16 protein-coding genes are annotated in these 20,549 nt (G+C 62.4%); 10 read left to right on the top strand and 6 right to left on the bottom strand.

Features of this window, described 5'->3' with window-relative positions; all coding sequences use genetic code 11:
- Positions 1 to 4 precede the first annotated feature (4 nt).
- Together DNK06_RS08635 and glnA are read right to left on the bottom strand one after the other, a co-directional pair.
- Entirely contained in the window at positions 5 to 559 is a 555-nt protein-coding gene (locus DNK06_RS08635; RefSeq protein WP_131179622.1) for a DUF4124 domain-containing protein, read from the bottom strand.
- Positions 560 to 831: 272 nt separating this feature from the next.
- Positions 832 to 2,238: a glutamate--ammonia ligase gene (glnA, locus tag DNK06_RS08630; RefSeq protein ID WP_131179621.1), complete on the bottom strand. Its 1,407-nt coding sequence runs from the start codon at positions 2,236 to 2,238 to the stop codon at positions 832 to 834.
- A gap of 330 nt (positions 2,239 to 2,568) precedes the next feature.
- On the opposite strand from glnA, the gene thiI reads away from it, so the two are divergent.
- The 4 genes from thiI (at position 2,569) to DNK06_RS08610 (ending at position 10,972) form a co-directional block, all read left to right on the top strand.
- The gene (gene thiI / locus DNK06_RS08625; RefSeq protein WP_131179620.1) at positions 2,569 to 4,023 is read left to right on the top strand and encodes a tRNA uracil 4-sulfurtransferase ThiI; all 1,455 of its coding nucleotides are present in this window, start codon (positions 2,569 to 2,571) and stop codon (positions 4,021 to 4,023) included.
- A gap of 172 nt (positions 4,024 to 4,195) precedes the next feature.
- On the top strand, positions 4,196 to 6,016 hold the full coding sequence (typA, locus tag DNK06_RS08620) for a translational GTPase TypA (RefSeq protein WP_131179619.1): 1,821 nt from the start codon (positions 4,196 to 4,198) through the stop codon (positions 6,014 to 6,016).
- 331 nt (positions 6,017 to 6,347) lie between these two features.
- Positions 6,348 to 9,602, top strand: coding sequence for a DUF2339 domain-containing protein (locus tag DNK06_RS08615; protein ID WP_131179618.1), 3,255 nt, complete (start codon positions 6,348 to 6,350; stop codon positions 9,600 to 9,602).
- Positions 9,599 to 10,972 (top strand): DUF3999 domain-containing protein, encoded by a 1,374-nt coding sequence (locus DNK06_RS08610; RefSeq protein WP_131179617.1) that lies wholly within the window; start codon positions 9,599 to 9,601, stop codon positions 10,970 to 10,972. The genes DNK06_RS08615 and DNK06_RS08610 overlap by 4 nt, the downstream gene beginning before the upstream one ends.
- A gap of 65 nt (positions 10,973 to 11,037) precedes the next feature.
- On the opposite strand, the gene DNK06_RS08605 is transcribed toward DNK06_RS08610, so the two are convergent.
- The 3 genes from DNK06_RS08605 to DNK06_RS08595 form a co-directional block, all read right to left on the bottom strand.
- Entirely contained in the window at positions 11,038 to 12,093 is a 1,056-nt protein-coding gene (locus DNK06_RS08605) for a serine hydrolase (RefSeq protein WP_131179616.1), read from the bottom strand.
- Between the two features lie 9 nt (positions 12,094 to 12,102).
- Entirely contained in the window at positions 12,103 to 13,173 is a 1,071-nt protein-coding gene (locus DNK06_RS08600) for a serine hydrolase (protein ID WP_131179615.1), read from the bottom strand.
- Positions 13,174 to 13,270: 97 nt separating this feature from the next.
- On the bottom strand, positions 13,271 to 13,663 hold the full coding sequence (locus DNK06_RS08595) for a YkgJ family cysteine cluster protein (RefSeq protein ID WP_131179614.1): 393 nt from the start codon (positions 13,661 to 13,663) through the stop codon (positions 13,271 to 13,273).
- Between the two features lie 363 nt (positions 13,664 to 14,026).
- On the opposite strand from DNK06_RS08595, the gene DNK06_RS08590 reads away from it, so the two are divergent.
- Genes DNK06_RS08590 through DNK06_RS08570 form a run of 5 tightly spaced genes read left to right on the top strand, consistent with a single transcriptional unit; the run spans position 14,027 to position 18,227 of the window.
- A complete protein-coding gene (locus DNK06_RS08590) occupies positions 14,027 to 15,715 on the top strand; it encodes a histidine kinase N-terminal 7TM domain-containing diguanylate cyclase (RefSeq protein WP_131179613.1) in 1,689 nt (562 codons plus the stop codon).
- A 34-nt stretch (positions 15,716 to 15,749) separates the two neighbouring features.
- A complete protein-coding gene (locus DNK06_RS08585; RefSeq protein WP_131179612.1) occupies positions 15,750 to 16,760 on the top strand; it encodes a class 1 fructose-bisphosphatase in 1,011 nt (336 codons plus the stop codon).
- A gap of 5 nt (positions 16,761 to 16,765) precedes the next feature.
- On the top strand, positions 16,766 to 17,365 hold the full coding sequence (locus DNK06_RS08580) for a DUF924 family protein (RefSeq protein ID WP_131179611.1): 600 nt from the start codon (positions 16,766 to 16,768) through the stop codon (positions 17,363 to 17,365).
- Positions 17,366 to 17,412: 47 nt separating this feature from the next.
- Positions 17,413 to 17,667, top strand: coding sequence for a hypothetical protein (locus DNK06_RS08575; protein ID WP_131179610.1), 255 nt, complete (start codon positions 17,413 to 17,415; stop codon positions 17,665 to 17,667).
- A complete protein-coding gene (locus DNK06_RS08570) occupies positions 17,667 to 18,227 on the top strand; it encodes a lipocalin family protein (protein ID WP_131179609.1) in 561 nt (186 codons plus the stop codon). Before DNK06_RS08575 ends, DNK06_RS08570 begins: the two co-directional genes overlap by 1 nt.
- 89 nt (positions 18,228 to 18,316) lie before the next feature.
- Here DNK06_RS08570 and DNK06_RS08565 read toward each other — a convergent pair whose 3' ends face one another.
- Positions 18,317 to 19,681, bottom strand: a complete 1,365-nt coding sequence (locus DNK06_RS08565) for a formimidoylglutamate deiminase (protein WP_131179608.1) — start codon at positions 19,679 to 19,681, stop codon at positions 18,317 to 18,319.
- 109 nt (positions 19,682 to 19,790) lie between these two features.
- On the opposite strand from DNK06_RS08565, the gene hutC reads away from it, so the two are divergent.
- Positions 19,791 to 20,540, top strand: coding sequence for a histidine utilization repressor (gene hutC, locus DNK06_RS08560; protein ID WP_084305239.1), 750 nt, complete (start codon positions 19,791 to 19,793; stop codon positions 20,538 to 20,540).
- The last annotated feature ends 9 nt before the right edge of the window (positions 20,541 to 20,549 follow it).

Here is a 20,549-nt window from a genome sequence, read left to right as displayed (position 1 = left end):
GCGATCATTTGCTCGGCCGTGGTGGTGGCGGGCGCAGGGCAGGGCTGCTGGTATTGACGCGTTGCACTGTAAAGGTGCGTGTGTCGCTTTGCTGAATCACCTGCTCGCCCTGCATGACGACAACGGCCAGGCTGTGCTCGCCGCGGTCGACCTCGTTCAATTGCAGGCGTGGTACGTTGCTGGGCGAACCATAGGGTTTGCCATCCAGCAACAGGCGGAGGCTATGGCCGGGGCTCAGGCGTGGCTCGATGGTCACGCCCACGGAGAAGGTGCCGTTGTTGGCGCGCAGCGCTTCTTCGCTGGGCAGATCCCGTAGCTCCAGCACGCTATAGGGCGCCTGGGCTGCTTCGCCTTGCGTCTGGCTCGCGGGGGCAGGGGCAGTGGGCGCCGCTGGCGGCTCCACGGTATTGGTCTGCTTCAGCTCGACGTTCTCGGCTTCGACGCCATCCGGTGGCTGATTGGTGAACACCGTGTTGCCGTTGGCATCGGTGTACTTGTAGATCTGTGCGCTGACTGGCAGGGCCAGTATCAGCAGCAGGCAAGCGAGCGTACGGCGCATTGGGCCGGTCTCCCATCTAGGTGATGTCGATAGCCTTGCACCGCCGCGGCGCGCTGGCAAGCACGCTGCGCCGAGGATTTGCACTTGCCCATAAAAATGGCCGGGCATGATTCAAATGTCGCGCCGAAACAGCTCATGACGTGGCCGCCAGAGATGGCGGCAGGCCATAAAAAAACCTCCCCGGCAAAACCGGGGAGGTTTTCTCGTGCCGCCGTGTGCGCGGCGCAGGTAGCGTAGCCTGGATTAGCCGAAGGCGTAATCCGGGTTTCGGCTTAGACGCTGTAGTACAGGTCGTATTCCAGCGGGTGTACGAAGGTGCGCACTTTGATTTCTTCTTCCGATTTCAGCTCGATGTAGGCATCGATGAAGTCGTCGGAGAATACGCCGCCCTTGGTCAGGAACGCACGGCCCTTGTCCAGCTCTTCCAGGGCTTCTTTCAGGCTGCCGCAAACCTGCGGGATCAGCTTGCCTTCTTCCGGCGGCAGGTCGTACAGGTTCTTGTCCGCTGCATCGCCAGGGTGGATCTTGTTCTGGATGCCGTCCAGACCAGCCATCAGCAGTGCTGCGAAGGCCAGGTATGGGTTGGCAGAGGGATCCGGGAAGCGTGCTTCGATGCGGCGGGCTTTCGGGCTGGAAACGTACGGGATACGGATCGAGGCAGAGCGGTTGCGAGCCGAGTAGGCCAGCATGACCGGTGCTTCGAAGCCCGGAACCAGGCGCTTGTACGAGTTGGTCGACGGGTTGGTGAAGCCGTTCAGGGCCTTGCCGTGCTTGATGATGCCGCCGATGAAGTACAGGGCTGTCTCGGACAGGCCGGCATAGCCTTCGCCTGCGAAGGTGTTCTTGCCGTCTTTGGAAACCGAGATGTGTACGTGCATGCCCGAACCGTTGTCGCCATACAGCGGCTTCGGCATGAAAGTGGCGGTTTTGCCGTAGGCATCGGCCACGTTGTGCACGCAGTACTTCAGGGTCTGGGTTTCGTCGGCCTTGGCCACCAGGGTGTTGAACTTCACGCCGATTTCGTTCTGACCGGCAGTCGCCACTTCGTGGTGGTGAACTTCGATGACCAGGCCCATTTCTTCCATGGCATTACACATGGCAGTACGGATTTCGTGGTCGTGGTCGCACGGCGGAACCGGGAAATAACCGCCTTTGACGGCTGGGCGGTGGCCCTTGTTGCCGCCTTCGATGTCGGCGTCGGTGTTCCAGGAGCCTTGTTCGGAGTAGATCTTGAACATGGAACCGGAGATGTCGGACTTGAACTTCACTTCGTCGAAGATGAAGAACTCAGGCTCCGGGCCAACGAATACGGTATCACCGATACCGGTGCTCTTCAGGTATTCCTCGGCGCGACGGGCGATGGAGCGCGGGTCGCGGTCGTAGCCTTGCATGGTGCTCGGCTCGATAATGTCGCAGACCAGGATCAGGGTCGGCTCTTCGGTGAACGGGTCGAGAACGGCAGTGCTGTCGTCCGGCAGCAGGATCATGTCGGAGGCTTCGATGCCTTTCCAGCCATGGATGGAGGAACCGTCGAACATCTTGCCGACTTCGAAGAATTCGTCGTCCAGGGCATCACGGGCCGGCATGGTCACGTGGTGCTGCTTGCCCTTGGTGTCGGTGAAGCGCAGGTCAACCCACTTCACGTCGTGTTCTTTGATCAGTTGAACAGCCTTAGACATGTTGTCCTCCAGGTGGATAGGGTCTTCTATTGACCCTTCTTTGAGTTCGTGACGCCGGGCAAGATGGTCTGCCAGGACACCCTGCCTCACAAGGGAGCAATTTGCATGCCAGTGCCCCGTGATGGGATCGTGCCCTGAAAACCAGCGCTGACGCGGGTGTCGGTGCATCGACATGGTTCGTCGTGGCTCCTTATTGGTGCGTAATAGCGGAGTTGTGTTCTTTTTTGGTGCGCTCGCGGATTGTTTGAGGATTTTTGATCAAAGCTTGAGCAATTTCCGCTATAATCCGCGCCCCTGTTTTTCAGGCCCTGGTGCCCGACATTTGCTCCCATGAAACTGATCGTCAAAGTCTTCCCGGAAATCACCATCAAGAGCCCGCCGGTTCGCAAGAACTTCATCCGGCAGTTGGCCAAGAACATCCGTGCAGTCACGCGTGATCTCGATCCGCAACTGCAGGTGACCGGTGTCTGGGACAATCTGGAAGTGAAGACCGAGGTCACCGAGGCCAAGCTTCTGCACGAACTCGTGGAACGCCTGAGCTGCGTGCCGGGCATCGTGCATTTTCTGCAGATCGACGAATACCCGCTGGGCGACTTCGACGATATCGTCGAAAAGTGCAAGCTTCATTACGGTGACCTGCTGCCGGGCAAGATCTTTTCGGTGCGCTGCAAGCGCGGTGGCCGGCATTCTTTCTCCTCTATCGATGTCGAGCGTCATGTCGGCAGCCAGTTGCGCCAGCAATGCGGCGCTGCGGGTATCGACCTGAAGAAGCCCGAGATCGAAGTACGCATCGAGATCCGCGACCAGCGCCTGTTCGTCATTCATCACCAGCATCCGGGGCTGGGCGGTTATCCGCTGGGCTCGCTGGAGCAGACCCTGGTGCTGATGAGCGGCGGCTTCGACTCCACTGTCGCCGCCTACCAGATCATGCGCCGCGGCCTGATGACCCATTTCTGTTTCTTCAACCTCGGCGGCCGTGCCCACGAACTGGGCGTGATGGAAGTCGCCCATTATCTGTGGCAGAAGTACGGCCGCTCGCACCGTGTGCTGTTCATCAGCGTGCCGTTCGAGGAAGTGCTCGCCGAGATTCTCGGCAAGGTCGACAACAGCTACATGGGCGTGACCCTCAAGCGCATGATGCTGCGCGTCGCCAGCCGACTGGCCGAGCGCCTGCAGATCGATGCCCTGGTGACCGGTGAAGCGATCAGCCAGGTATCCAGCCAGACCTTGCCGAACCTTTCGGTGATCGATTCGGTCACCGACAAGCTGGTGCTGCGCCCGCTGATCGCCAGCCACAAGCAGGACATCATCGACACCGCCGAGGCGATCGGTACCGCCGACTTCGCCCGGCACATGCCAGAATATTGTGGCGTGATCTCGGTGAACCCGACTACCAAGGCCAAGCCGCATCGCATCGTCCATGAAGAAGAGCAGTTCGACATGGCGGTGCTCGAACGAGCGCTGGAGCGGGCACGCCTGCTGCCGATCGACCGAGTGATCGAAGAGCTGGGCCAGGACATTCAGGTAGAGGAACTGGCCGAGGCACTGCCCAGCCATGTGGTCATCGATATCCGTCACCCGGATCTGGTCGAGGATGAGCCGCTGCAACTGCCTGGCGTCGACGTGCAGGCCATGCCGTTCTATGCACTGAACAACCGTTTCAAGGAGCTGGATGCGAGCCGCCAGTACCTCCTTTACTGCGACAAGGGCGTGATGAGCCGTTTGCATGCTCATCACCTGCTGAGCGAGGGGCATGCCAATGTGCGCGTTTATCGTCCGGCATAAAACGCCTGGGCTGAATGGCGGCAGTATCCGCCACCGACCTCCCGACCCGATTCGCGGCGGCATTGTCGCCACACATCGTTAACGAACTGCCTTTATCCTTATCCCGATTTTTCGCGTTGGGCCGCTGAATGCAACTGCTGGGTAGCCCGACCCAACCTACGAGACCACTACTGTGATCGAGAATCTACGTAACATCGCCATCATCGCCCACGTTGACCATGGTAAAACCACTCTGGTCGACAAGCTCCTGCGCCAGTCCGGCACCCTGGAGCGCGGCGAGCTCAACGACGAGCGCGTGATGGACAGCAACGACCAGGAAAAAGAGCGTGGCATCACCATTCTCGCGAAGAACACCGCGATCAACTGGAACGGCTACCACATCAACATCGTCGACACCCCCGGCCACGCCGACTTCGGCGGTGAAGTAGAGCGCGTGATGTCGATGGTCGACTCCGTGCTGCTGCTGGTCGATGCTCAAGACGGCCCGATGCCGCAAACCCGCTTCGTGACCAAGAAGGCTTTCGAAGCCGGCCTGCGTCCGATCGTGGTGATCAACAAGGTCGACCGTCCGGGCGCGCGTCCTGACTGGGTGCTGGATCAGATCTTCGATCTGTTCGACAACCTCGGTGCCACCGAAGAACAGTTGGACTTCAAAGTCGTCTACGCCTCGGCCCTGAACGGCATTGCCGGTCTGGATCACACCGAAATGGCCGAAGACATGACCCCGCTGTACCAGTCCATCGTCGACAACGTTCCGGCTCCGGCCGTTGACCGCGAAGGCCCGTTCCAGATGCAGATCTCGGCACTGGACTACAACAGCTTCCTCGGCATCATCGGCGTGGGTCGTATCGCCCGTGGCCGTGTCAAGCCGAACACCCCGGTGGTCGCCATCGACGCCGACGGCAAGCGCCGCAATGGTCGTATCCTCAAGCTGATGGGCCACCACGGCCTGCATCGCGTCGATGTGGAGGAAGCCGCTGCCGGTGACATCGTGTGCATCAGCGGCATGGATCAGCTGTTCATCTCCGACACCCTGTGCGACATCAACAATGTCGAAGCGATGAAGCCGCTGACCGTCGACGAGCCGACCGTTTCCATGACCTTCCAGGTCAACGATTCGCCGTTCTGCGGCAAGGAAGGCAAGTTCGTCACCAGCCGTAACATCAAGGAACGTCTGGACAAGGAGCTGCTGTACAACGTGGCCCTGCGCGTCGAAGAAGGCGATTCGGCCGACAAGTTCAAGGTCTCCGGCCGCGGTGAGCTGCACCTGTCGGTACTGATCGAGAACATGCGTCGCGAAGGTTTCGAAATGGGCGTAGGCCGTCCGGAAGTGATCATCCGTGAAGTCAACGGTGCCAAGCACGAGCCGTTCGAGAACGTCACCATCGACATCCCTGAAGAGGCTCAGGGCAAGGTCATGGAAGAGATGGGCCTGCGTAAGGGCGACCTGAGCAACATGGTTCCGGATGGCAAGGGCCGTGTACGCCTGGAATACAACATCCCGGCCCGTGGTCTGATCGGTTTCCGTAACCAGTTCCTGACCCTGACCAACGGCGCAGGCATCCTGACCTCGATCTTCGATCGTTACGACGTGATGAAGTCGGGCCACATGTCCGGCCGTCAGAACGGCGTACTGGTGTCGATCGATACCGGCAAGGCGCTGACCTACTCCCTGGAAACCCTGCAGGCGCGCGGCAAGCTGTTCGTCGAGCACGGCCAGGAAATCTACAACGGTCAGATCGTCGGTCTGAACAGCCGCGACAACGACCTGGGCGTCAACCCGACCAAAGGCAAGAAGCTCGACAACATGCGTGCTTCGGGTAAAGACGAAACCATCGCTCTGGTTCCGCCGGTTCGTTTCACCCTGGAACAGGCTCTGGAATTCATCCAGGACGACGAGCTGTGCGAAGTGACGCCGAAGTCGATCCGTCTGCGCAAGAAGATCCTCGACGAAGGCGAGCGTACCCGCGCTGCCAAGAAAGCCAAGAACTGATCCGGTTCTAGCTGACTAGAAAGCCCCCGCCGGCGTGAGCCTGCGGGGGCTTTTTTGTGCCTGCGATCCCTGGTCGCTCCCCCTTCGGGCCGTCGCAAGTGCCGTTAAAAATCTCCCCGATTTTTTGCTCGCCGTCCTGACAAGTCACGCCGTACGTTGTCACTCGTGATGTTGAAAATGGCTGCCGGCATTTTTCGTTTCGTCCGCCATGCCTGGCCGTCGGTTGTAATTGTGAGCGCCTCCATTACCTATCCGTGTAGAGCTCATATACTGCAGGTTCGGTCAGGCCAATGGGCCGGCATGGACAGTTATTCATCAAGGACTCGAGTGCATGCAATGGATTTTCATGCTGATAGGGCTGGTGCTTGGGGCGCTGGTGCTGGGCGCCACCACTGGAGAGGCGATGGCTGGCGCGGCGCTGGGTGCTGTGCTTGGGCTGGCTGCAGGGCAGGCGTTCGCGCTGCAGGCGCTACGGCTTCAAAATGAGGCGATGCGCAAATCCCTGGCGGATCTGATCGCTCGCTTCAACCACGGCACTGGCGATCTGCACGAACGCCTCGTGCGTCTTGAGCAAGGTGCTCCGCTGGAGCGTACCGAGCACGAGCCGGCTGAGGCACCGCCTGTCCAGGCCTCTGCCGAGCCTGTAGCTTCGGCGCCTGTCGCGTCACCCGTCGAGCGCGAGTGGACGCTGGATCTGGTGCTTCCCGCTGCCGCTTCGACGGAACCTGTGGCAGAACCGCGGCCCGAGCCTGTCGCGGAACAAGCCGCAGTGACGCCCACACCGACAGCTGCGCGGGTCGGCGAGCCGCCTGCACCAACCTGGTTCGACCGCGGCGTCGCCGCCGCGCGGGACTGGTTGCTGGGCGGCAATACCGTATTGCGCGTGGGCCTGGTGCTGTTGTTCCTAGGCCTGGCCTTCCTGTTGCGCTATGCCTCCGAGCGCGTGGTGGTCGCTGTCGAATGGCGCTACGCCGGTGTGGCTCTGGCGGCGATCGCCCTGTTGGCGCTGGGCTGGTGGTTGCGCCAGCGGCGCCCGGCATACGCCTTGCTGATGCAGGGTGGCGGTATCGCGGTGCTGTACCTGACGGTATTCGCGGCCATGCGCCTGCATCCGCTGCTCACCCCGCAGGTGGCGATGGTGCTGCTGGTGGTGGTGACCCTCTGCTCGGCCGTGCTGGCCATTCTGCAGGATGCCCGTGGGCTGGCCGCTGCCGCGGCACTGGGCGGTTTCGCCGCGCCGATCCTGGCCTCCAGCGGCGGCGGTAGCCACGTCGCCCTGTTCAGCTATTTCCTCCTGCTCAACGCCGGTATCTTCGCCATCGCCTGGTTCAAGGCCTGGCGCGAGCTCAATCTGATCGGCTTCGTCGGCACCTTTGGTATCGGCCTGGCCTGGGGGTTGCGCTCCTACACCACGGATCTGTGGCTCAGCACTCAAGCCTTCCTGCTGCTGTTCTTCCTGATGTACGTAGCCATCGGCCTGTTGTTCGCCCGGCGGCGTCTGCTCGAAGCGCCGAGTGAGCCGGAAAACGGTTCCCGCGAGGCATTGCTGAAGTGGTCGGCCCGTCAGGCCGGTTACGTGGATGGCAGCGTGTTGTTCGGTACGCCGCTGGTGGGCTTCGGCCTGCAGTACGCGGTGGTTCAGCACCTGCCCTTCGGCCCGGCCTTCAGCGCCCTGGCCATGGGCTTGCTGTACCTGTTCCTGGCACGGCTACTGGTCGCACGCGCGCCTGGGCGGGCCGTGCTGCTGGTGGAAACCTGCCTGGCGCTGGGCGTGATCTTCGGCACTCTGGCCATTCCGCTGGGCCTGGATGCACGCTGGACGTCCGCCGCCTGGGCGGTCGAGGGTGCCGGCCTGTACTGGCTGGGGCTGCGCCAGCAACGGCTGTTCGCGCGTCTGTTCGCCCTGTTGTTGCAGGCAGGGGCGGCCCTGGCATTTCTCTGGGCGCTGCGCTCCGGCGATGAGACCCTGCTCGCCGGTTCGGCGCTGGGCGCACTGATGCTCGGTGTGGCACTGCTGTTCAGCTTCCTGCAGCTACGCAGTGCTGGCGAAAGCCAGGTACCGGATCGCGAGCGCCAGTTGCAGCCAGTACTGGCCTGCAGCGGCCTGGCGTTCCTCTACCTGATGGCACCGCTGTGCTTCGGCCCTTACGCCACGGCTGCCGCTTGGGCCGTGGCGGGCGTGGCGACGCTGGTCGCCGGGCTGTACCTGGGGGGGCGCAGCGTGCTGATCAGCGCCTTCGCCGTGCAGTTGCTCGGTGGGTTGATCTACCTGATGTTCAACGACAGCCTCGATCAGGGCGTGACCGCCGGGGTTCTGCGGCCGCTGGCTCATCTGGGGTTCTGGGCGCCGGCATTGCTGGCGCTGGCGGGCCTGCTGTGTGCCTGGCGTCTGCATCTGGCAGGGCGTGTGGCACGATCCGATCTGCTGCCCGTGAATCTGCAAGAGCTGTCACACGTGGCGCTGTTCTGGGGCGCAGCCTGGTGGCTGCTGGCATCGTTGAGCGAAATCTCGCACTTCGTGCCGGACGATTTGCAGGGCCATGTGTTCCTGCTGGTCGCCGTGGCCAGCCTTGTCGTCACCACCGTTGTTGCCCTGGGTCAGCGCTGGCCGGCATTGGCTGTGTTCAGTCTGGCGCTGGTGCCGTTGGGGTTCGGCGTCGTGCTGCTCACCTGGCACCTGAGCTATCACCCACTGGCAGCGCTCGGCTGGCTCGCCTGGCCGGCACTGTTCGCCCTGCATGTCGTGATGCTGCGCCGAGTCCAGGGACTGGCGCCGGAGTTGCTGATCCGCATCAGCCACGTGCTCGGTTGCTGGCTGCTCCTCGGCGTGCTGGCGCTGGAGCTGCGCTTTCTGTTCTTCGCCCTGGCCGAACACTACAACGCCTGGCGCTGGCTGGGCTGGGTGCTGGTGCCCTGTGCCTTCCTGATGCTGATGAGTCTGCGTCGTACGCTGCCCTGGCCCGTGGCGGCCTATCCGCTGGAGTACCGCAGTTATGCGGCGCTGCCGTTGGCTGTACTTCTGTTGGGCTGGTTCTGGCTGGTCAACCTGTTCAGTGACGGCTCGGCCGAGCCACTGCTCTATGTGCCGCTGATCAACCCCTTGGAGTTGGGCATGCTGTTCGTCCTCTTCGCGGTGCATCAGTGGAGCCGCGATGGCTTGCCACCGCTGGGTGTCGAGCCAAGGCAGATGCAATTGGCGGCCCAGGCGGTGATCGGCGCCTCGCTGTTCGTCCTGTTGACCATGATGGTCTGTCGTACTGCGTTCCATTGGGCCCAGGTGCCGTTCCAGGTGGACGCGCTGATCGATTCGCGCCTGGTGCAGGCCGGGCTCTCCATCGTCTGGACGTTGATCGCCCTGAGCCTGACCATCGCCGGGCACCTGCGTGCTCGTCGTGATCTGTGGATGGCCGGTGCGGCGTTGATCGGCGTGGTGGTGGTGAAGCTGTTCTTCGTCGATCTGGGCAACAGTGGCAGCCTGGAGCGGATCATCTCCTTCATCGGCGTCGGCGTGCTGTTGCTGGTGGTCGGCTATTTCGCGCCATTGCCACCGCGGCAGGTCGAGCGTGAAGCGCAGGTGCCGACATGAGTCTGCGCATGGGAACCGGGCTGCTCATATTGGGCATGGCCCTGGTGGTACAGGCGGCCGAGGTGCAGGAAAAACCAGGCGACTATGTCGTCAATGTGCCACTGACCGTGAGCGGGGAGGGGCCCTGGTACCGGATGCAGCTGCCGATGGAAGCTCACCTCGCGGCCAGGCATGCCGACTTCCGCGACCTGCGTGTGTTCAATGCCGAGGGCGAGCGCCTGGCCTACAGCCTGATTCCCGGTGCAGCGCGCTTCGCCGAGAGCCAGCAGAGTGTCGATTTGCGCTTGTTTCCGCTGCGTGGCCCGGCGGGGCGCCGCGAGACCTTGCCAACACTGCGTGTGCAGCGTGGTGACGATGGCTCGATCATCGAGCTGAACGCCACCGCCGGGCCTTCCACCGCGACCGATGTGTTGCGCGGCTGGCTGCTGGATGCCAGTGCCACCGACTTCCCGCTGCAGCGCCTGTATCTGCAGTGGAGTGCCGAAAGCGAGGGCTTCCAGCGTTTCAGCATCGAGGCCAGCGATGATCTGGACAACTGGCGTCCGCTTGGTGAAGGGCAGATCGCCCAGTTGAGCTTCAATGGCGAGCGCATCGACAAGAGCGAAGTCGAGTGGCCGCCCACCCGGGCGCGTTATCTGCGTCTGTTGTGGCTGGCGCCGGAGCAGGCGGTGAACCTGAGCGCCGCCACGGTCAGCGGTACCCGCAGCACGGCGCAGCCGGCGGAGCTGGTCTGGTCGCAGAGGCTGAACGGGCAGGTGGGCGAGGAGGGCGTGACCTGGTCTTTGCCTCTGGCCTTGCCCCTGGAGCGTTTGCGTATCGAGGTCGAGCAGGCCAACAGCCTGGCCCCGGTGCTGCTGCAGGGACGGCGGGACAGCGGTGTTCCATGGGCGCCCCTGGCGCGCTCGGTGCTTTACCGTCTGCCGGTCGATGGTCATGAAGTGGTGCAGGATCAGATCGAGCTGCCGCAATCGCCAGTCAGCCAGTTGCGCTTGCAGGTCGATAACCGCGGTGGTGGCCTGGGGCAGGGTGAGCCGCGACTGAGCGTGGCCCTGCGGGCCACCGAGTTGCTGTTTCTGGCGCGGGGTAATCCACCCTATCGACTGGCCCTCGGCCGGGCCGATGCCCAAGCTGGTAGCCTGCCGATCACCACGCTGGTGCCCGGCTTTACCCCGCAGCGGCTGGAGAGCATGGGCCAGGCCGCCATCGACGGCAGTATTCCGGAGGTCGAGGTGGTGCCTGCGACCGTCGGCCCGAAGGCTGGTGGGATCGACTGGAAGCGCGTCGGCCTGTGGGGGGTGTTACTGATCGGGGTTGGTGTATTGGTGCTGATGGCGCTCAGCCTGTTGCGCGCATCCAGAGAGCGGTTCTGACAGAGGCGTCAGGATCGCATGAGGCGTGGTTGGCTGCGTGCGATTGGCGAATTTGCGAGCGATGATCAGGCTTCGGTTGTCGCGCTGGTCAGCAGCAGTTCCTGAATCGCCTCGCCTACCTGTTCGAACAGCTTGCCGGCCTCGTCGTTTTCGTCGAGACCCTCGGCGCAGGCGACGATGACCAGTGCGTTTTCATCCTGCGGGTTGGCGACGCCGATGTGGCAGGCGCGATGCTGCTGGGTACCGGTTTTCTGAATGAAGGGCAGATCCTTCGCCAGGCCAGCTTCAAGGCGATAGGCGTCGTAGCTGTCCAAGCCCATGATGTCGTAGAGCCGCTCCTGGCTTTCGCGCGACAATAGATCGCCGCTCACCAGCTTCCCCAGTAACTGGCCGTAGGCTATCAGGGTCGCGCTGTTCAGCCCGCTGTCGTAGTAGCGGCGGTAGGCTTCGTCGAGGTCGCGGTTATCGAGCTGATCGGTTTTCAGCTCGAGTGCGTTGGCCACTGCCTCTACGCGCAGAGGGCCGAGCGGTGCTGCGGCGATTTCGACGATGTGATTGTTTTCCAGTGATCGGGCAGCCGGGTGCAGGTGCCCATACAATTCATGGCGCACCTTCAGCAGCGTCGTCACCTGGCCGAAACCGTTTCCAGCTGCCTTGCTGATACGCCCATTGATTTGATCTTCGCCAGCCGCTCGGATCAGCATGTCGGCAGCAGTGTTGTCGCTCTCCTGAAGCATTTCCCGAATCAGCTCGCTCACGCTATAGCTGGCGCCCGCGTCCTCCCATACCAGGCCGCCGGATCCGTCGACACGGTCACTTTCTTCCAGGACTATCTGCTGGTCGAGCTGCAGTTTTCCATCATCGATCTCTTGCAGCACAGCGATGGCTATCGCCGCCTTGGTTGCCGAACCCAGGTACCAGGGGCGATCGGCGTGGTATCTCAGCTCACGGCCATCGGCAGGTCGTAGCAGGTAGACGCCCAGTTGGCCAGGAGAGGCTTCGTCGAGTTCGCCCAGGCGCTGCTGCAAGGCGTCGAAGCGCGCATCACGCTGTGGCGTGGCCCATAGCCAGAGAGAGACCGCCGCGCAACCAATGATGATGCCAGCCAGCAATACCTTCATGGGAAACCCTCATTTGAGTGCATCGCGCTGCAGTACGCCTGATCGAGCCAGCGCCTCACCAACCTGGCGCAGGCTGCGCTCGGCTTTGGCCAGTGAGGATTCGCCCTGTACGCACGCTACCACCAGTACCGGAGCAGCCGAGCCACGGGCAGGCGTGTCGATCAGCCCCGAATCGCAGATACGTGCGCGCTGGGTGCCGGTCTTGTGAGCGAAGTGGGCATCGGCTGGGAGCCCGGCAATGATGCGTTTGCTTCCAGTCTTCACCCGACTCATCACGCCGAGCAGATAGGTTGTCTGCTCGGCGCCCAGCGCCTCGCCTTCGGCCAAGCGCTCCAGCAACTCGCCATAAGCGGATAGACGAGCTGCATTCAGGTTGCGGCTGTAGTAGTGCGCGTAGGCGGTGTTCAGGCTGATGGGCGCCAGTTCAGAGCGTGGCACGCCGAGCAGCGATGCCAGTCTGTCCAAGCGTTCGTCATCCTTGCTGGCTTGGCGCAGGCGAAGCAGATCACGCCCGCCAAGCCGCTCGGCCGCGGGATGCAGTTCCCGGTAGATATGATGGCGCACGTCGGCCAGTGATGTGATGGGTTCGAAGCCTTCGGATACCAGCTCGCTGACCAGCCGGTTCACCGCGTCCAGGCCGACCAACCGGATCAGGCGATCGGTGGCGGTGTTGTCACTGTAGATGATCATCTGCTCGAGCAGGAAGCGTACGCTCAGGCGAGCACCGGGCCCATGTTGATTGGTGCTGCCAGCCCCGTCGACGAAGTCATTGGCGGCCAGGATCAGCCGGGTGTCCAGATTCCACTCGCCACGCTCCACGCCTCGCAGCACGGCGATGGCCACGGGCACCTTGATACCGGAAGCCATGTACCAGAGTTCCTCTGCGTGCAAGGTCACCGCAAGGTTGCTGTGCAGATCTTTCACATATACGCCGAGCTCGCCGTCCTGCTTGGCGGCTACCGCTTGCAGGCGCTCGAGAAGCGGCTCCTGCCAGCCGGGCATCGCTGAATCTGCCTGAGCGGAGGCGCTGAGCAGGGCGACCATGAGTAATAGTGGGCGTATGAGGGAACCGTGAAGCATGCGAATCCTTCGGGTGACGGTACGAGCCGGGTGTGAAGGATTCGAGATACGGGTGTGCTGCGGTGTTCAAGCTGGCGGGTAACCGGAAGTTGCAGGATTACTTCGGCCGCCAGGCGCAGTAGCCCGGACGCGGGCCGATCTTCGGATGGTTGCGACAGGTATCCGGGCGGCGCTCGTAGATGGTGCACAGTCGGCTCTTGCGATCCAGGTAGTAGCAATCGTTGTTGCTCATGCGCGTCAGGGTGAAGATGCCGGACTTCTGATTGAAGCGCTCGACCAGGCCGTCTTTCTGCAGACGCTTGGCGATGTTCTTCGGCGGGTCACCACGCTCGAACTCGTCGACCACGCCAATGCGGATCAGGTCGGCGATGCGCACCTCGACCGGCAACTGACAGCAGCTGGAAATGCAGCTGTGACACATGTCGCTGGTATATCTCGCCCAGGTATCGAGGCGGTCTATTTCCGCAGCGGCGATCAGATTGCTTTTCATCTCGGGGAGGTTTCGCGTGGTGGACGGCGCGCGATAATAACGATGTTGGCGAATTTGTGAACAGGCATCCGCCGGTTGGTTGCGCTGTGTGCGTATTTTCAGCCGCGCAAGGCGATAAAAACCTCCTGAAAAGCAGGTGATTTGCAGTATCTTAGCGGCCACGTTCCGTCGTGCCGGTCTGCCGCCCCCAGCGGCTTGCGGCCCGGACGGACTGTACGGCGCCAGGCCGAGTGACCTGGCTTCTATCCCGAGCCGTGTTGGAATGGATACTTCTTCCTTGCTTGCCCCCGTATCGCGCCGTCCAGGCCCAAGCCTTGCGTGTCGACTCGCCGATCGCTGCTGCGTAGCCGGTGGGGGCGAGCCGTGAACGCCTGCCTCAATTCCGCCTGGCAATTCGACGCTGCCGTCCTGCTCACCGCCCTGGTGTGCATCGGCGGTGTGCTGCTGGCGCGGTGGGTCACGCAGCAACGGTATTTTCCAGGCCGCGATACCTTCATCCTGATGCACCTGGCAAGCATGTGGTGGATGGCCATGGCTGGCCTCGAAGTCGCGGCGGTCGCACCCGACTGCAAACTGTTCTGGGCCACCCTGTCCTGGCCGGGAATCATTTCGGTACCGACGTTCTGGGCGGTGTTTCTCTGGCAGTACGTGAATAGCGTGCGCGAACCGCTGGCCAGGCGCTCGGTGCTCGGCCTGATCGTTGCGCCGGTACTGATCTGGCTGGTGGTGCTGAGCAACCCCTGGCATGGCCTGTTCTATGGTGCCGAAACCGGGCCGGTGTCGGCCGAGCCGGGCGCGCCGATTCGTTATCAGCATGGCCCGCTGTTCTACGCCACGGCGGTGTATGTCTACCTGTTCATGAGTTTCAGCCTGGGCGTGGTGCTGCGCGCGGCGCTCACCAGCCATGGCGTGCATCGGCGTCACTACCTGGCGTTCGTGCTGGTCACTGCGGTGCCGTGGTCGGCCAATATCGCCTACGTGGGCTTCGGTGTGGTGGTGTTCGGTGTCGACCCCACACCGTTCAGCTTCGTCTTCACCCTGGTCGCGTTCTCCTGGCTGGTTCTCGGCGTACGCCTGTTCGACCTGCTTCCGGTGGCGCGGCATCTGTTGCTCGAAGCGCTGCTCGACCCGGTGCTGGTGGTGGACACCCAGGGGCGGGTGATCGAAGCCAACCAGGCTGCGCTCAAGCTGGGCGGGCTCGAATCCGACTGGCAGGGCCGCAAGCTGCAGGAGTGGCCTGTGTTTGGCGGCGATCTGCAGGCGCTGTTGCTGGAACATGGCGCGTGGCAGGATCAATTGCTGATGCCGATCCGTTGCGATCGCTACTTCGAAGTGCGCATGCGCGCCATCGAGCGGGTGACCCGTCACGGCTCTCTGCTACTGGGGCAGATGCTTTATTTGCGCGATGTCACCCAGCGTCAGCTCAGCAAGCTGAAACTGGCCGAGGCGCTGGCCCTGAGTGAAGAGCGCCTGCGCACCATCACCCGCCTGCATGAGCAATTGCGTGAACAGGCGCTGTGCGACCCGCTTACCGGGCTTTACAACCGGCGTTATCTGGACGAACTGTTCGGCCGCGAACTGGCCCGCGCCAGGCGTGACAACGCACCCTTGTCGCTGGCCCTGATCGACCTGGATCACTTCAAGCAGCTCAACGACGAGCACGGCCATCTGGATGGCGACGATGTGCTCAAGAGTGTGGCTCAGCATCTGCTGGTGAACTTGCGCAGTTCCGATACGGTCTTTCGTATCGGCGGCGAAGAGTTCCTGCTGATTCTGCCCGGCGCCGATTCGCTCGAAGCGAGTAAACGCCTCGACGCGATCTGCCAGGGGTTGGCACAGAAGCCGATCGAAACCCGTAGCGGTGTACGGCAGGTAACCCTGTCGGCCGGCCTTGCGCTGTGGCCCGATCAGGGCCTGGTGCTCGACGAATTGCTACGGGCAGCCGATGCCGCCCTGTACGAGGCCAAACGTGGCGGGCGTAACCGTGTCAGCAGCCTGTTGCCGCGCATTGCGTCGCCGGCCGCTGAGGCGCCCGTTCCTGGAAAGGGTTAAACTCCTTCCGATTACCTTCCTTCCGGAGTCCTTCATGTCCCGCGTTACCCTGAGTCGCTACCTCATCGAGCAGACCCGTAGTCAAAATACCCCGGCCGATCTGCGCTTCCTGATCGAAGTAGTGGCGCGTGCGTGCAAGGAAATCAGCCATGCGGTATCCAAGGGCGCCCTCGGCGGCGTGCTCGGCAGCATGGGCACCGAGAACGTGCAGGGTGAAGTGCAGAAGAAGCTCGACGTGATCTCCAACGACATCCTGCTCGAAGCCAATGAGTGGGGCGGTCACCTGGCCGGCATGGCCTCCGAGGAAATGGACAACGCCTACCAGATTCCCGGCAAGTACCCGAAAGGTGCCTACCTGCTGGTATTCGACCCGCTGGACGGTTCGTCGAACATCGACGTCAACGTGTCGGTCGGCACCATCTTCTCGGTACTGCGTTGTCCGAACGAATACCTGAGCCAGAACGAAAGCCTCGACGAGAAGGCCTTCCACCAGCCGGGTACCCAGCAGGTCGCCGCCGGTTACGCCATTTACGGCCCGCAGACCATGCTGATCCTGACCCTGGGCAACGGCGTCAAGGGTTTCACCCTGGATCGCGAGCTGGGCAGCTTCGTGCTGACCCACGACAACATCAGTGTCCCGGAAACCACCGCCGAGTTCGCCATCAACATGTCCAACCAGCGTCACTGGGAAGCCCCGGTACAGCGTTACGTGGGCGAATTGCTGGCCGGCCAGGAAGGCCCGCTGAACAAGAACTACAACATGCGCTGGATTGCCTCCATGGTCGCCGACGTGCACCGCATCCTGACCCGTGGTGGCCTGTTCATGTACCCGCGCGATGGCCGTGAACCGGACAAACCAGGCAAGCTGCGTCTGATGTACGAAGCCAACCCGATGTCCTTCATCATCGAGCAGGCCGGCGGCGCTTCCACCGACGGCGTGCAGCGCATCCTCGACATTCAGCCGACCTCCCTGCACCAGCGTGTGCCGGTCTTCCTGGGCTCCAAGGAAGAAGTCGAGCGCGTTACCGGCTACCACCGGAGCTGATGCCCGTGCAGCCCTGGCAGCCGTTGCTCGACTGGTGGTTCGGCCCGTCCAGCTCGGCTGTGGAAAGCGCCGCGGCGCGTAACGCGCTGTGGTTCGGCAAGCGTGACGAGCAGGATGTCGAGGCGTGTGAGCGCTTTGGCTCGCTGGTCGAACAGGCGCTCGCTGGCGGCTTGCAGGATTGGTCAGAGCATCCGCAAGGCTGGCTGGCCAAGGTGCTGTTGCTCGACCAGTTGCCGCGCATGATTTATCGCGAAACGCCCCTGGCCTTCGCTGGCGATGCGCTGGCTCAGCCGCTGGTGGAAGAGGGCGTCACCCTGGGCTGGGATCGGCAGTTGTCACCGCTACAGCGGGTGTTCATCTACCTGGTGTTCGAACATGCCGAGAACCTGCCGCTGCAGCTACGCGCGATGCAACTGTTTGGCGAACTGAGCGAGACGGCAGCAGACGCCGAGCGTGAGCTGTTCGCGGGCTTTCTCGATTACGCTGAAAGGCATCTGCGCATCATCGAGCGCTTCGGGCGCTTCCCCCATCGCAACGAAACGCTCGGGCGTAATGGTACCGAAGCGGAGTTGCGCTTTCTGCTGGAACCGGGCTCGCGCTTCTGACGTCGAACCGGCATGTGGCAACCACTGGACTACTGGAGTTACCCCTCATGCGCCTGCGCTTTCTTGTGCTGCTGGCGGGCTTTGTCGTTCTGGCAGCCTGCAGCAAGGTCAATCAGGACAACTACGCCAAGCTCTATTCGGGCATGACCAAAGCCGAGGTCGAAGACCTGCTCGGCACCGCCACGGAGTGCTCCGGCGCCCTGGGCATGTCCAGCTGCACCTGGGGCGACCAGGTGAGCTTCATCAGCGTTCAGTACGCCGGTGACAAGGTGTTGATGTTTTCCGCCAAGGGGTTGAAGTGATGAACAGGCTTGCGATTGGAATCTTGGCCCTGGGCGCTGCGCTGTTGGTCGGTTGCGCCAATTCGGGGACTGGCGAGGTGCCGCCGAAGACCGTCGAGTCGGTCGACCTCGAACGCTATCAGGGCACCTGGTACGAAGTGGCGCGTCTGCCGATGTTCTTCCAGCGCAATTGTCTGGAGTCCGAAGCGCGCTACGGCCTGCAGGACGATGGCAGCGTGTCGGTGATCAACCGATGCCGCAACGCCGATGGCGAATGGCAGCAGGTCGAGGGACGCGCCGTACCTCAGGTCGAGGGCAAGACCGACAAGCTCTGGGTGACGTTCGACAACTGGTTCAGCCGCCTGCTGCCCGGCGTGAGCAAGGGCGAGTACTGGGTGCTCGATCTGGATGATGACTACCAGAGCGTGCTGGTCGGCCACCCGAACCGCAAATACCTGTGGCTGCTCTCGCGTACTCCGCAAATCTCCAGTGAGGTTCGCGACGAGCTGCTCTCTGTGGCTCGTGCTCAGGGGTACGACACCGACAAGCTGATCTGGCGTTCCGGGCAAGACAAGCCCTGAAGATACGTCGCGCAGAGGCGATTGGGTCGTCTCGATGCGGCCGTGCGCCGGGACATGAAAAAATGCTGCCAGCAGGGCTGGGTTGCTGCTCAGCCCAGCAAGCTTCGCAGGGTCGTAGTGAAAGCCCTGGTGCTCTCTTCCTCATCGGCATGCCGGCCCTGGCGCACGACCCAGTTGCCGTTGACCATCACGTCCCGCACTTGGCGACTGCCGCCGGCAAACAGCCAGCGGTTGAGAATGGCATCAGCATGGGCCGTTGCCAGGTAGGGATCGGTGCCATCGAGTACCAGCCAGTCTGCACGTTTGCCAACCGCCAGCTCACCGATCGGTTGCCCCAGCGCCTGTGCTCCGCCCTGAAGTGCCGCGTCGAACAGCGTGCGCCCGATCATCGGTTGATCGCTGCGGTACAAGCGATTACGCCGCTGATCCCTGAGTCGCTGTCCGTACTCCAGCCAGCGTAGCTCCTCGACCACGCTCAGCGACACGTGGCTGTCGGAGCCAATGCCCATGCGCCCGCCTTGGGCGAGGAAATCCACTGCGGGGAAAATCCCGTCTCCCAGGTTGGCTTCGGTGGTCAGGCATAAACCGGCAACCGCTCGGCTCCTGGCCATGAGGGTCACCTCTTGCGCATTGGCGTGAGTGGCGTGCACCAGACACCAGTGCTCATCGACCTCAACGTTGTCGTACAGCCATTGCAACGGACGCTTGCCGCTCCACGCCAGGCAGTCGTCGACTTCCTTCTGCTGTTCGGCAATGTGGATATGCACGGGGGAAGCCTTGTCGCTGGCGGCCAGCACTTCCGTGATCTGTTGTGGTGTGACCGCGCGCAGGGAGTGAAAGCACAGGGCCAGGTGCTGCGCCGGTTGTGCCGTGAGGATCGGTTGCAGGCGCGTCTGCAGGTTCAGGTAGTTTTCAGTGCTATTGATAAACCGTCGCTGGCCATCATTGGGTGCCTGGCCACCGAAACCGGCGTGGCTGTAGAGCACGGGTGCCAGAGTCAGGCCGATGCCGCTGCTGGCGGCAGCCTGGCTGATTTGCCGAGACAGTTCCGTCGGGTCGTTGTACGGCTGGCCGCTGACGTCGTGGTGCACGTAATGGAATTCGGCCACCGATGTGTAGCCAGCCTTGAGCATCTCGATATACAGCTGACGAGCGATGACGCCGAGCTGGTCGGGGTTGATTTTGCCGACAAGCCGGTACATCAGCTCACGCCAGGTCCAGAAACTGTCATTCGGATTGCCGGCCACTTCCGCCAGCCCGGCCATTGCTCGCTGGAACGCATGCGAGTGCAGATTCGGCATGCCTGGCAGCAACGGGCCGCCCAGGCGCTCGGCGCCATCTGCGCTGGAGTCGGCCTGGACGTGGGTCAGCAGGCCATCGGCAGCGACCTCAAGGCGTACATCGTTGGCCCATCCGCTAGGCAGTAGCGCGCGTTCGGCAAAGAAGGCAGGCATGATTCGAATACCCTATTGCGTTTTGAATTGTATATACATATACAGACGTTTGCGTGCTCGGTAAACTCCGGCAAGCTAGCCACCTTAATCAAATGAACAGGGATCAGCCGTGCCGACTCCGCCTCCCGTCTCCCCGTTGGCCGCGAAGATGGACGACAGTCCGGCGCCTTTGTACGCCCGCGTCAAACAGATGATCACCCAGCAGATCGATAGCGGTAACTGGCCGCCACATTACCGCGTGCCATCCGAGAGCGAGCTGGTCAGTCAACTGGGCTTCAGTCGCATGACCATCAACCGTGCGCTGCGCGAAATGACTGCCGATGGCTTGCTGGTGCGGATGCAGGGTGTGGGTACATTCGTTGCCGAGCCGAAGAGCCAGTCCGCACTGTTCGAAGTGCACAATATCGCTGACGAGATTGCTGCGCGGGGCCATCGCCACTCCTGCCAGGTCATCACGCTCGACGAACAGGCGGCGGGTTCAGAGCGTGCACTGGCGCTGGACATGCGCGAGGGGCAGAAGGTTTTTCATTCACTGATCGTGCATTACGAAAACGGTATTCCAGTGCAGATCGAAGACCGCTTCGTCAACGCGCTGGTGGCGCCGGACTACCTCAAGCAGGATTTCACGCTGCAGACGCCATACGCCTACCTGAACCAGATCGCACCGCTGACGGAAGGCGAGCACGTGGTCGAAGCGATTCTGGCCGAGCCGGCCGAATGCAAGTTGTTGCAGATCGAAAAAGGCGAGCCATGTCTGCTGATCCGCCGGCGTACCTGGTCAGGTCGCCTGCCGGTGACGGCAGCGCGTCTGATCCATCCAGGCTCGCGTCATCGTCTCGAAGGGCGCTTTCAGAAGTAGGCTGGCATC

The sequence above is a fragment of the Phytopseudomonas daroniae genome, assembly GCF_004327285.1.
GTDB lineage: Bacteria > Pseudomonadota > Gammaproteobacteria > Pseudomonadales > Pseudomonadaceae > Aquipseudomonas > Aquipseudomonas daroniae.
The sequence above is the reverse complement of the archived record's forward strand: the minus strand, read 5'-3'. Positions and strand labels throughout refer to the sequence as shown.